The sequence below is a fragment of the Sulfolobus sp. E5-1-F genome (genome assembly GCF_009601705.1).
Classification (GTDB): Archaea; Thermoproteota; Thermoprotei_A; order Sulfolobales; family Sulfolobaceae; genus Saccharolobus.
Window position 1 is genome coordinate 1,770,661 of the sequence record NZ_CP045687.1, and the last position, 12,732, is coordinate 1,783,392.

At 32.2% G+C, this 12,732-nt stretch carries 12 protein-coding genes; 2 read left to right on the plus strand and 10 right to left on the minus strand.

Annotation, left to right across the window (positions count from 1 at the left end):
• The first annotated feature begins 32 nt into the window (after window positions 1-32).
• Entirely contained in the window at window positions 33-722 is a 690-nt protein-coding gene (locus GFS03_RS09085) for a hypothetical protein (protein WP_153423646.1), read from the plus strand.
• A gap of 35 nt (window positions 723-757) precedes the next feature.
• Here the strand turns inward: GFS03_RS09085 and GFS03_RS09090 are convergent, their stop codons facing one another.
• The gene (locus tag GFS03_RS09090) at window positions 758-1,426 is read right to left on the minus strand and encodes a hypothetical protein (RefSeq protein ID WP_153423648.1); all 669 of its coding nucleotides are present in this window, start codon (window positions 1,424-1,426) and stop codon (window positions 758-760) included.
• A complete protein-coding gene (locus GFS03_RS09095) occupies window positions 1,411-1,656 on the minus strand; it encodes a hypothetical protein (RefSeq protein ID WP_153423650.1) in 246 nt (81 codons plus the stop codon). The genes GFS03_RS09090 and GFS03_RS09095 overlap by 16 nt, the downstream gene beginning before the upstream one ends.
• 56 nt (window positions 1,657-1,712) lie before the next feature.
• Here GFS03_RS09095 and GFS03_RS09100 point away from each other — a divergent pair, with 56 nt between their 5' ends.
• Window positions 1,713-2,972, plus strand: coding sequence for a hypothetical protein (locus GFS03_RS09100; RefSeq protein ID WP_153423652.1), 1,260 nt, complete (start codon window positions 1,713-1,715; stop codon window positions 2,970-2,972).
• Here GFS03_RS09100 and GFS03_RS09105 read toward each other — a convergent pair.
• From GFS03_RS09105 to GFS03_RS09140, 8 genes are all read right to left on the minus strand, one after another.
• The gene (locus GFS03_RS09105; RefSeq protein WP_153423654.1) at window positions 2,953-4,563 is read right to left on the minus strand and encodes a hypothetical protein; all 1,611 of its coding nucleotides are present in this window, start codon (window positions 4,561-4,563) and stop codon (window positions 2,953-2,955) included. The two genes, GFS03_RS09100 and GFS03_RS09105, sit on opposite strands and share 20 nt — an antisense overlap.
• On the minus strand, window positions 4,560-6,722 hold the full coding sequence (locus GFS03_RS09110) for a hypothetical protein (protein ID WP_153423655.1): 2,163 nt from the start codon (window positions 6,720-6,722) through the stop codon (window positions 4,560-4,562). Before GFS03_RS09110 ends, GFS03_RS09105 begins: the two co-directional genes overlap by 4 nt.
• A gap of 54 nt (window positions 6,723-6,776) precedes the next feature.
• The gene (gene proC / locus GFS03_RS09115; protein ID WP_153423657.1) at window positions 6,777-7,601 is read right to left on the minus strand and encodes a pyrroline-5-carboxylate reductase; all 825 of its coding nucleotides are present in this window, start codon (window positions 7,599-7,601) and stop codon (window positions 6,777-6,779) included.
• Window positions 7,602-7,685: 84 nt separating this feature from the next.
• On the minus strand, window positions 7,686-8,348 hold the full coding sequence (locus GFS03_RS09120) for a DUF72 domain-containing protein (protein ID WP_153423659.1): 663 nt from the start codon (window positions 8,346-8,348) through the stop codon (window positions 7,686-7,688).
• Complete coding sequence (locus GFS03_RS09125) at window positions 8,345-9,370, minus strand: pyridoxal-phosphate dependent enzyme (RefSeq protein WP_153423661.1); 1,026 nt, start codon at window positions 9,368-9,370, stop codon at window positions 8,345-8,347. Before GFS03_RS09125 ends, GFS03_RS09120 begins: the two co-directional genes overlap by 4 nt.
• 483 nt (window positions 9,371-9,853) lie before the next feature.
• Entirely contained in the window at window positions 9,854-10,513 is a 660-nt protein-coding gene (locus GFS03_RS09130; protein WP_153423663.1) for an ABC transporter ATP-binding protein, read from the minus strand.
• Window positions 10,491-11,477, minus strand: a complete 987-nt coding sequence (locus GFS03_RS09135; protein WP_153423665.1) for a FecCD family ABC transporter permease — start codon at window positions 11,475-11,477, stop codon at window positions 10,491-10,493. The genes GFS03_RS09130 and GFS03_RS09135 overlap by 23 nt, the downstream gene beginning before the upstream one ends.
• Window positions 11,478-12,434 (minus strand): ABC transporter substrate-binding protein, encoded by a 957-nt coding sequence (locus GFS03_RS09140; RefSeq protein ID WP_153423666.1) that lies wholly within the window; start codon window positions 12,432-12,434, stop codon window positions 11,478-11,480.
• Window positions 12,435-12,732: the final 298 nt, after the last annotated feature.

Genomic DNA, 12,732 nt, shown 5'->3' on the forward strand with positions numbered 1-12,732 from the left:
AATATAGCTTAAAATTTGTACTACTACTCTAAATGCAAATATTAGTAGAACTACATCCTAAGAAAAAAATCGAGAAACTGCTAAAGGAAATAAAAATTTTATCCTCATTTGATGGATTTAATATACCTGATTCCCCACTCGGTATGCCATCACCTATGCCGTCCTTTGTAGCTTCTTTAATTAGATACTATCTATCCCTAGATGAAAAAACAATAATCATAAACCAAAGACTATTAGATGTTAATGAACTATTTATTCGCTCGTTATCAATAACTGCCAAGATGTTAGATGTCCAACTAGCCTTTACAAAAGGAGATAAACCAAAATATGGCAAAGAAGTAGGCTATTTGTCGTCAGATGAGGCTGTAAATGTAGCAAAGGAATACGGTGTGAAAAGTGGAATGATGATAAGTTTAAGGAAAAATGAGAACGAAATTATGGCTAGATTAGACTCAAATGCTGATTTCTTCCTAGTTCTTAGAATGAAAAACGTAGATCAAATTAAGCATTATGGTTCGAAGCTTATTGATAGAGCAATCCCTTATTTAATAGTAATAACTGACAAAAATAAAGAACTAGTAAAGAATCTTGAGCAACCTTATTTTATAGAGGATGAGATATTTTCAATTATCAATTCGCTTAATGATATAGGAGTAAAGGCAGTCTTAATTTCATCTTTAGGGGATTTGAGCTTCTTCGAAAGGCTATACTCAAAACTGTAAAAGAACATTAAGAAGTTGAGATTAAACTTGGAAAACTAGCTTAGTTGAGCATTAATTTGCTTTATAATGTTAAGAATTTCTTGAGCGTGTTCTGGCATTTTGTTTATTAAATCACTAAGCTCAAGGTACCAATAATTTTCCTTTTTAACATCAACTAGTTGCACGTAAACTTTCTTTCTAGTTGCTATAGCTTTCTTAATACATAAAGAACTTTTATTGCATTCTACAGAAACTTCTCTCTTATAAAGTATCGTTAAAAGTTGTTCTAAACTACCTCTAATATCCTCACTTATGTTTATCTTTTTACCTTCTACTAAAATTTCCTTTATCCCCTTATTTTGTTTATAGCAAATTTCCTGTGTATTGCAATTTTCACTTACTACCACTATATACTCATATAATTTGGTTTCTATTGATGGGATATGGTAAGTAAACAGGTCTGCATCAATCTCATTTCCATCGTAGTTTATTCTATTATTTTTGTTTATTCTAATATAAAACATTTTTTTCATATTTCCGCATTTTACACTTATGCTAGCAGTAGTATTACCCCTATTTACAATAATCCTAATATTACCCACGGAAGCAACTAATTTACAAGGTGAATAGGATTTTATTGTATATACTGTACAGAAATTTTCATAAGCTGCTTTCCTAACAACGTTAAAAACTATAGTGTCAATATAAGCTAATATCGCATACATTCACTTACCCTTGTAACAATTTTTTCAAACTCCTCTACCGTAATGCTTGGTACAAAGATTCTCCAGCTTTCATCATTAAGTGAAGGCATGCTCATTATTGCATTTAGAAGCTCTCTGCACGACTCCACAGAACCATCCCACTTCTCTTGATTTTCTATTATATAGTCCTTAAGAAACATTAGAGCATATAATATCTTTCCTTTTCTCGCTAACTGTAAAGCTGTTTCCATCTGAAGGAATTATGAAAAATACGTATAAAAATGATTAACCATAATAAAAGGACAAAATGAAAGAAGAATCTTACCGACTCCTTGAATACGTTATAGAACACGGTGTAGAAGGAACTTTTACTGCCTTAGAGACGAGTAGGGGAACACAGATTGTTTTGGTCAAGGAAGATTCTCATACATTAACTGCAGTTCTCTGCATTGATGGAATAGCAAAAAGGATAACAAAAAAATTTACCAAAACTACAATTCACAAGGCAATATACGAGCTAATTGACGAGATAGAGAATATGATATCGCAACCTATAGAGGAATTAAAGATTTCGCAAAAAGTCTCCTTCGAGAATTGCATAGAGGAAAGAGAAGAAAAGCCAAGAAGGAGAAAGATGGAAAGACCAAAACTACCTTCAATTGACGAATATAAGAGAACTAAAATAACACAAAAACATATTATTCCTCTATTACATTTAGGTGAGAAAAAGTATTTATCTTTAACATTGGAATTGGGCGTAATAGATATTATAGAATTACCATTCTCTTCACCAATTATCGTTGAAAGTAATCAAGTTACTCCATATAAAATTAGAGAAATAAGAACAATATACAATGTTCTTTCACTATTTAAACTAGATAGATTTAATAATTCTAATCCCTTTTCAACTACTAGTTTAAACGGAAAATCGTTAACTTTCTTTACTGCACTATATAAAGATGTTGAGTTGTTAGGCCAGACTTCCATTAGTATACTCCAAAGAGATCTAAAATTGGTAAAGCATAAAGTGAGCATGTTTTCAGTAAGTAAAAAAGGTAGTTTACATACTGAAGAAGTTGAAATACTAAACAATAAAAATAGCTTAAATAAAAATGATATCAAAGTTGGTTTATTCTTAAGAAATGATGATGGCAATATCGTTCAGATCGGCGATATAAATCTTGGGGAACTTCATGAAAAGAACATATTTACAGTAAATGAATACGTATATTCCTCTTTATACGTGATGAGGAATGATGATTACTCATTTTTTGACAACGTATTAGTGAAGTTACTAAACACTTACATAGCAAAGGGTAACTACTCTAGATTAACTAAAGATATCTTAGAAAGAGAAAGTAATGTTAACTACTCGATACCTATAGTCATGGGAACTATGGAGAATCGTATAGAACTAGCGAATCCGATCTTGTACTGGTATTCTAAAGAGGTTTTGAATAGTGACGAAATATGTACAAATTGTCCTATCAGTGAATACGTTAACAAGTTTAACGAATTCTTAGACAATTACGTGAAACTAGGATACTTCAGAAGCGTTTTTCTTTAGTAAAAATATAAGCTACTAACAAGAAGGCGAGTACAATAAATAAGGATAGTGTATAGTAATTAATACTTATATTCGTACTTTTTTGCTCTACTGATATAATGGTAGCTGGAAGATAGAAATCACTTGCACCTTTTATCAATGGTATTATTAAGGTTATGTTTGTAGATGAGTTAACCCAAACCACTCTTACGTATTCATATGACGTTGACGATGGATAGATTATGGGTAATGGAAGTGAAAATTGACCATTGGAATTAGTGTAACCTTTATAATAAAGTCGCAAACTTGATAAATTATCGCCTATATATATGTAAAATTGTTGATTTGGAACAGCAGTACCATTATTCCCTAAAAATTCGAACGTGAAATGACTTTGTAATCCTATTATGAAATTTGGAGTAACAAAGAAAATTTTTGAGATACCATTATCGACTCTCCATCCAATATAGGTTATGTTTGACCAAGGTATCGGTGTAGTAATGTTTAGATAGTAAATTTTATCAGCATAAATAATTTCATATAAGCTAATATTGTTATTATTATTCAAAAATATTAAACTTAGTAATCCTCCCTTTATAATTGGCAAAGTATCATTTATAATTTGAAAAGATGAATTTGGTAATTTAACTTGTAATTTTCCATTATTTACGGAATATAATAAAGCGTAAACTTTCTGTGAGAGATCTGTTTGGGTCAGATTTAAATTGCTTCCTAGAAGTTCAACTCCAGCATTAGTTCCACTATAATATGTAAAGTTAACTGTTAAAATGAGATAGTTTAATCGCGATATATTGTAGGACTGAACTATATAACTACCACCCATTAGACCTTCTAAAGTTTCATACGTCGAGGTTATGTTAATAATTTTGCCAACTCCAAGTTTCCATATTGGAGAGCTAACAACATCTGGTGATAAGTAAGTTTCTCCAGCTATCATTGGCTGGCTTTCCACACATTTAGCTGACGCAATATAGTATATGTAGGATAAGCCATAATTTTGAAACCAGCCTGCATATTTTACTTCAGACCAAGGTATTGGAGTTATATAAATTAATCTAGTAATGTTGCCGTCTAATAAAATATAGACAACTGTTAAATTACCTTCTACATTGGAAAATTGAATTGAAAGAAAACCACTTACGCTGACTGGTAGATTATTTACTGCAACTCTCAAGCTACTGTTAGGAGTCTTAACCAATAGTTGGCCAGAAGTTACAGAATAAATTAATACATATGGCTGTTGATTTGCTGGTTTTCTCAAATCTACGTTTCCACCTAGTATTATTGCACCTGCTTGAACTCCGGAGAAGTAATTATACAAAGTCGAATAATTGAAGTTGTTATAAGTAGAAAGATTTACTTCTTGTACAGCATAACTATAAGACGAACCTATTACTGACTCATAAGTCGTATTATGAATCACAATGGCAGTTCCATTGGACCATAATGGACTGCTGTACACATTATTTCCAACTTGCTGATACGATAAAATCCTTACTACATTAGGAGATATTATCACTATCGAGAAAGATGAAGTTACTAATGTAAATAGAGAAAGTGATAATATTACAAATACTAGTAGCGTTTTCATACTCTCATTCCTCTTCTTATCAATAGCACTAAAGATACTATACTTAGAAATATTGAAGCATAGCTTACATATTCAATCTTTTCATCAGAAATCACTATAGTGTACTTACCTGGAGGGAGAATTATTGAATGATTTATGACTTTTCCGTTAATATTTAAGCTCTCATGTATTGGAAGATAAATTGAATAATTTGAGTCAATAACTTCAGTAATTTCACCAATCGTAATACTTGTTATTATTTTAGGTTTATAATAGGAGGAAAAGATTGACCTATTATCTACAGTTACTTTACCTCCTATTATGGTTAAGGAGCTATTGGTAATAATCTCAACTGTATCGTTATTTATTACAACACCCTTTATTCCACTAATGTTCCCAATATGTGTTGGAAATACTATTGTGATCTCTGAGGGTGTCATGTTAGAATAGAGTATAAGGCCTAGTGGTTTATCAAAGGGAGAGTAAATTACCTTAACTGATGAAGAATTAGAGTAAATGTATGAAAACGTTAATTGCGGAGTGTAGTTAGGTATCGCTGGAATTGGAAATCCAAAGTATAATGGATTCTCAATGATATGTGAATTAAATATGAAATACCTAACGTCATAGGATATTGATGGAGTAGGAATTCCACTAGCGGTAAGATTGAGAGCATTAACTAATGTCGTAATTCCAAACCCATACTCTCCAGTTTTGGGTAGACTAGGCAGATTGTACGTGTAAAAAGTAGTATTTGAATAACCAGAAATTACGCCGTATGAAAAGCTGGTAGTAGATAGAATAACTAGACCAGTCAGCAAGGTCAAGTAAAGGATACTAGTATCCCTTAAGCTTCCAAATATTAAAATAGTAGCAAGGAGAATTAGCGGTCCCGTGTTTATTCCTAATATTTGTAGTATAAATGATATAAAAATCATGTATATTATTTCAGTATTTTTAAATCTTAGTTGATATAAGAGAACAGACATTGAAATTAGGACAATCGAGATAAGAATTTCTAAGTTAGATATGTTAAATGTAAATTTATCATAACCAAAGATTAAGAAGGGAATTAACCAAAATGCATTAACGCCTAGGGCATATAATGGGAAGTAATACCTACGGTATACTAATGGAATTATTAGAGCAGATATGAAGATCGGGATAGAAGACGATGATGTCAATGTTAGAATTGAATAGAGCACTTTATTCCTATTATATGTAAAGAGTAAGGCTAAAGGCAGAAATGCGTATGAAAAAATTGAAATTGAGTGAGATATTACGGGATTAAATATATTTATCTGATATAGTAATGAGAAGAGTAGTGGATATTTCAAATTAAGTCTTTTAAAGGCATAATATGATATTAAGCCGGATAAGAATGTGAAAATCCACAGAAATACTTGCGCTGTTATTAAAGGGTTTTTTATGAGAAGTGCTAAAAGATAAGCGAAAAACCAGCTTGCAATTAAGTGCTGATTCGAGTTATAACCTATTTCGTATATCCAAGGCAGATATAAATGAGAAAAATAAAATGAGTCAGCTGACCAGTAAACAAATGTAGACTCATTTGGATAGCCTAACATTATTGATGCAAAAGAAGCGGGAATAAATGACAAGTACGGAAGAATATTTCTTAATACTGGTCTAATAATTCTTTTATTCTCAACAATAACTCCTATAACTCCAAAGACTAAATACAGGAATGATATTTGTGAAATTTGATTAGCTAATGATCCATTATTTGCAAATATTACACCGGAATATATTAAATATAATAAACCCGAGATGACTATAGCTCTCACTTCACCTCCAATTTTTATCAATAATGGAATAAGCAATATTAATATTATTAATAAAAAATAAAAATTATTTATAATTAATCCTGGCGCAAGGGCTAGAAGAATCGAATAAACAAATTTATTATTTTTTCCAATAATTGAAATCAGTATTAGAATAGATAATATAATCAACTTCTGTAATTGAATTGTAATAATATGTAACAAAAATAATGAGGAGAATATAATAGTTGGTACAATTAAAGATAATTGAGATTCATAAAGAATAGATAAAGCGGAAGATATAAGGAAGAATCCTATAAACGACTCATACAACGGAAATTCAAATATCCCTATAATATTTATTATACTCAGTATTGTAGTGACTATACGCTTATCCATATTTAGCGCAATAATTACTTTCGTATATTACTATTAAGTTTAACCTTAACCTCTTTATTTGCTATTATTTCTAATATTCTTATCAATCTCATTACCTATTTCAGCTGCCCTCTTGTAGGACGTCTCTATTGTCTCGATTAATGCAGACTTAATTCCCTTAGCCTCCATAACCATAAGTCCCCTTATTGTAGTACCAGATGGTGTAGTTACTTGATCTCTTAATAGCATAGGATGATCTATTTTACCCTCCTTAAGCATACTTATAGTTCCACCTATCATATCTAAGATAGCATTGTAAGCTACCTCTCTCTGCATTCCACAAGCAACAGCACCTAGACTTAACGCGTCTATAATTTCAGCTATAAATGCAGGACCACTGCCTACTAACGCAGTCCAAATATCCAAGTATTCTTCCGGAAGCCAATACACGTTACCTAATGTCTTAAATATGTTCTCTACTAATTCTCTACTTTTCCCATTATTCTCGGCTATTGCTGTAGTAGATTTACATACTATTGCATTGATGTTCGGCATGGCTCTATAAATCTCAGCACCATTAAGTAGACTAGATAATGTAGATAACTTAATCCCTGCCATTATTGAAATTACAACCTTACCTTTCCATGACTCTATACTAACCTGCCTTAGAACAGTAGGAAAATGTTGAGGCTTAACGCTTAAGATAATCACATCAGATTTATCGACTGCATAATTATTATCCTTAGTAGTCTCTATCTCTAGATCTTCTAGTTTTCTTAAAGTCTCATCTTTTCTAGCAGTAGCAATTAAGTGAACGTTAGGGTATTTTAGCCTTATAGCCCTTACAATCGCCGAACCTATTTTACCAGCTCCTAATATTGCAATAGTTAAATCTTCCATAATTTTCAAAATGGTTAGGAGCTTAAATATTCAGACGGGTAAGTTGTCTTCACCACTCCATGTGGTCCCTTATCATCACACATTTTAAGATTTCTCAGTTAAAATTTTAAGCATATATCTAGCATTCTTAAGCATCCAATGATCGTTATTGAAGAACACGTAAACATACTTAGGATTTAATGCGATAATCTTATTTGCCAACTCCCTTAGTTCATTTTCAGAGTAGTCATAATTATACCAAACATCCCTTCCATGCAATCTTAGGTATATATAATCACCACTCTTTATAATATATGTACCTATTGGTGAATCTATTGAGACAACTACACAACTAACATTAAAGGGTTTTACGTACCATTCGATGTCCCTAAATTCGACAGCCATTTTGTCCTTTAATAATTCAGTAAATTGAAATACTCTCTTCTCATTGTCTAAATTTCTCTTAAAAGTTGGTGGCAATTGAAACAAATAAAAGTCTGGATTCAACGACTCAACTATTTCTTGAAACTCTTTCCAAGACTGAAAATCTTTTAGCCTTTTAATGTGGGTAACTCTCCTATTTACCTTTACTACCCATCTAATCTCCTTGAATTTACTCCATCTTTCAATTAGCTTTCTTGTAGGATATCGATAAAATGTCATATTAACCTCTACTGCGTTAAGCCCACTATTCTTAATATACCACTCTAAAGTACCTTCCTCATTCCAGTCATATACCCAGCCAGAGGTTCCAACAAAAACTTTCATAATACCTTTAATCCGCTACCGGTTAAAACTAATACTGCATTATCAACACTGAATTTCTTATAAGCGGCGAATACGGTGGCAGAACTATACTCTACTAGTAGGCCCATTTTTGCCAATTCCTTCCAAGCTTCTATTATTTCATTATCACTTACAACTATACATTCACTAATAGCCTTTAACATGTAATCTAATAGAAATGGTCGAGTTGATACTAAAGCGTCTGCAATGGAGGTAACCCTATCTGGTGGTGTATAAGAAATATTTTTGAATTTAGCACATAGTGGCATAACTTGCTCTGTTTGAACTGCTACGATTTTAGGCATTTCCGATATGACACCGGAATCTAGCAAGTGCTTGAATCCCTTATGAACACCTAAAAGTAAAGTCCCTGCTGAAACTGGAATGAAAACATAATTAGGAGTTTTCCAATCTAGACTCTTTGCAATTTCATATGCTAGAGATCTAATTCCATCTCTAAATTGAGGTTGTAAAACATGCGATGCGTAATAATAACCTGAGTTTTCTGCAGCTTTTGCTACATCTTCTCTACTTCCCCTTACCCTAACAACGTGAGCACCATAGGCTTCTATTTGCTTTAATTTTCCTCCTTTAGCCGTTTCGGGAACGAAAATATATGCATCAATACCAGCAGCTGCTGAATACGCTGCTATTGCTGATCCTGCATTTCCAGAAGAGTCTTCGCTGATCTGTTTTACACCTTTTTCAGCAAGATAAGAAACCAGAGTCACTGCTCCCCTATCCTTATACGATCCCGAGGGATTTAAGAAGTCAAGCTTAAACCATATGTTCCCCTTTTTAATCAATGGAGTTCTTCCTTCTCCTAGGGATATGAAGCGCTTAACATAAGGGAAATTCTTTTCGTTATAGGGAAATCCTTTCTCATAATTCTTATCAAATTCGAAATCTATCAGAATGTCGAATGGCCCTCCGCATTTGCTACATTTAATCTCGTATATACTTTCCCTTTCCTTTCCACATCTCATACAAACTTCTCTTACCATACTACTACTCATGAATCTAAAGTATATAACAAATATGTTAGCTTTCTACATGTCTATGACAAAGCTTAACAATTATTAGAAGCTCTTTTACTCACGCTTAAATTTCTTTTAGTAAATAAGTCTACGTCATTCATTTGTACAGTTAATTCTAGTGTTATTTAGAAATTTAATATATAATAAAGAGGTTACTCTATTGCATGAGATATTAGTGGCCAATTACAATAATAACTGACTATTTAAGCTTCCATATATGTGGTGAGTTGCTAGAAGAGCACTTATTAAGCAAATGTTTATCTTGAAAAATCGAGTTACTAAAAGTAAGCAGAATAGTCATAAGATTTTATGGATTTCTTTGTAGAATAACGATTAAGTTATCATAATCCTTGATATGCTGAAAACTCCATATATAATGGCTAAATTAAATATAACTCCCTCTAATTATAAAATATCAACAAGAACTTGTTTATAACCTCGTAGGCTTATCTATCCGATTACGTTAAAAAATGTTTCTCCATCTACTTGTATTTTTTTGAGCTTTACACCATATACATTAGAGAGTAAATCTTCAGAAAGATCACTAACCCCTCCCTCATATTCCAATTTTCCTTTATTGATTATAATAACCTTATCAGCGAACCTTAGAATTTCTAGCTCATGAGAAGTAATGAGAAAGGTCTTATGGTTAAACTTCTTTAAAATATTCATTACAAAGAATTTATTTTTAACATCGAGATTTGAGAGAGGTTCGTCCATTATTACATTTTCAGCCTCTGCTATAGCTTTTGTTATTAAGATAAGTTTTCTTTCACCAGAGCTTAAGGTGGAAAAATCTCTCTCAAGAAACTTCTCGACATTTAACTCCTTTACATATAGTTCATAATTAGTTCTTTTTCTACCTGCTCTTAATACGTCTATAACTTTCATATTGGGAGAGAAAAATTCAGCTGGAACGTACGATATTTCACCATCAACTCTTATTTCACCGTTATATTTCACCATCCCAATTATCGCTCTCAACAACGTAGTCTTGCCACTTCCATTTGGTCCTAAAATCACATTAATACCTTTTCCTGCACTAAAAGAAATATCTGACAAAATTAGTTTGCCTCCTAAGATTACGCTAATATTCTTCAACGTTAACATCTTTTCTCACCAACGCGAATATCATTATTGGAGCTCCTACAATTGAAAGAAGAGCCGTTAGAGGAATGAAATAACCAAATATACCATGAGATAAAATGTTACTTAGAATTAAGATTGTTGAACCTAATAGTGAGGAATACTTCACTAACTGGCCTGTATTCCCTCCAATTAATCTCCTAATAATATGTGGAACTATTATGCCTAAAAATCCTATAATACCGGCTATTGAAACGCAGTAAGCTATTACAAGGCTTATGAACAATAGCCAGAAGACTCTTTGTTTATTAGGATTTACTCCTTGAGAATAGCTTATCTCATCACTTATTGACAGTAAGTCTATCAATCTAGAATTTGATAGGCTAAAGTAAAGTAAAAGAATTGCTAATATTGACAATATTATGACATTAAACCAACCGACCACGCTGATATCTCCCAAAAGCCAAAAGGTAAGTGGAGGTACCTGAGGATATTTAGCGCTTATTATTGACAATATAATCGTTACTAGAGATGAGAAAATGAATGAGACTAATACACCACCAACTATAAGACCAAGATATCCCGACTTCTTTCCAATCACTATAGTGATTAAAGTTGCTAACGTTGCAGTGAAGAATGCTACTAAGGGTTGGAAATATATTATCCATGAAAAGGGTAAATTAAGCGTCAGCAGTAAATACGTAAGAACTGCTCCAAATGCCCCACCAGAGGCTGTCCCACTTATATAAGGATCCACCAGTGGATTTCTCAGCAACATTTGAAGAACTGCTCCAGATGTAGATAAGATTAAGCCAATGAGAATTGCCACAGTTAAGGTAGGTAATCTTATGTTAAGTAATATATAAGCGTAAACCCCATGAGGATGAAAAATCTCGGTAATTGGTATAGTAACATCACCATAGAGTAGTCCAAGTAAAAAAGAAACGATAAATCCTGTAATTAAAAAAATAACGCTTAAACGAAGCATCTAAAACACCGGAAGCGTTACATTAAGATTATTTACCACCCAATTGTCAGATATAAAATGCGGTGCCTTCCCTTGAATTATAAGCTTAATCTCTTGGATAGAATATACCGAAAGTGGGCCAGGTTCATTAAATAGATTAGTCGCTAGATTCCCCATTACATACACATTACTACTATTTATTCCCTTATATTGAGATAGTAAGTAATCGGTGTAAGTTAAATTATATTCTTCTTGTGCAATAATAACTGACGGTTTTGCTATTAGTAGTTGTGACGGGGTTAATAATGGATAGCCAGAGTAGTTTGCAAAAACGTTAATGCCCCCAGCTTGGACAATTATACTATTTATAAAAACATTCCCACCTGCAGTATAGAAACTCAAGTCTGGACATATCCACAATAAATAGGCTATGCTTACATTTCCAGTTGACGAGAAATCGCTTATTTTCTGATTCATCCAATCTATTAACTGTTGAGCTTTACTAGTTACATTAAAGTATTCTCCTACTTTTAATATACAATTTTCTATTTGCGAATAAGAGCTAGCAAAATCGTTATTTGTAATTAAGACATTAAGTCCAGCTTCTTTCATTTGCTCTATATAACTTCCAATTAATCCTTCTTCAACTACAATAACCGTTGGATGTAATATTAATAAACCGGAAATATTTGGAGGAGATATTTGAGAAAACACTGTAACATTGGATGGTATATACTTCGTGAGATTAAGGGACTGCAATAACTGGTATGAGTAGTAGTCAATACCCACTATATACTTGCCTAATCCTAAACTAATTAGAATTTGTGTATCACTAGGTGCTAATGATACGATTCTAAGATTATTGTTAATAGTAACTGGATTAGATGTGGTAGAACTCTTGTAATAGTAGAAGACTGAGACTATACCAACTACTATAATTATGGCCACGATCGTACCAATCACTTTTGCATTTGGCATAAAATGTGGATAGACTATCCAAACTATAAGTTTTTTGGCTTAAGATAAGATGAGAAAGCATTTAGCTCCATTTTACTCCATTCCACCATTACTCATCTAATATATAATTCCATGAAATAACTTAGACCAGTAGTGGCCCTTAAATATAGTACATTAATATATAATTATTAATGATATATCTATTATTTTCAATCCAATAAAGTAGTTTGAATCTATTGTAAGATTTTAATATGACTTTATTTTTGTAAAGATTTCTTATAGAAATATTTAAGGTATAACATACTTAAGACAGTTTTCC

Coding starts and splice junctions, on each gene's coding strand:
- GFS03_RS09110 (WP_153423655.1), bottom strand. CDS start 6,722: ATGGATAAGCGTATAGTCACTACAATACTGAGTATAATAAATATTATA.
- GFS03_RS09125 (WP_153423661.1), bottom strand. CDS start 9,370: ATGGTAAGAGAAGTTTGTATGAGATGTGGAAAGGAAAGGGAAAGTATA.
- GFS03_RS09090 (WP_153423648.1), bottom strand. CDS start 1,426: ATGTATGCGATATTAGCTTATATTGACACTATAGTTTTTAACGTTGTT.
- GFS03_RS09130 (WP_153423663.1), bottom strand. CDS start 10,513: ATGTTAACGTTGAAGAATATTAGCGTAATCTTAGGAGGCAAACTAATT.
- GFS03_RS09100 (WP_153423652.1), top strand. CDS start 1,713: ATGAAAGAAGAATCTTACCGACTCCTTGAATACGTTATAGAACACGGT.
- GFS03_RS09140 (WP_153423666.1), bottom strand. CDS start 12,434: ATGCCAAATGCAAAAGTGATTGGTACGATCGTGGCCATAATTATAGTA.
- GFS03_RS09135 (WP_153423665.1), bottom strand. CDS start 11,477: ATGCTTCGTTTAAGCGTTATTTTTTTAATTACAGGATTTATCGTTTCT.
- GFS03_RS09085 (WP_153423646.1), top strand. CDS start 33: ATGCAAATATTAGTAGAACTACATCCTAAGAAAAAAATCGAGAAACTG.
- GFS03_RS09120 (WP_153423659.1), bottom strand. CDS start 8,348: ATGAAAGTTTTTGTTGGAACCTCTGGCTGGGTATATGACTGGAATGAG.
- GFS03_RS09105 (WP_153423654.1), bottom strand. CDS start 4,563: ATGAAAACGCTACTAGTATTTGTAATATTATCACTTTCTCTATTTACA.
- proC (WP_153423657.1), bottom strand. CDS start 7,601: ATGGAAGATTTAACTATTGCAATATTAGGAGCTGGTAAAATAGGTTCG.
- GFS03_RS09095 (WP_153423650.1), bottom strand. CDS start 1,656: ATGGAAACAGCTTTACAGTTAGCGAGAAAAGGAAAGATATTATATGCT.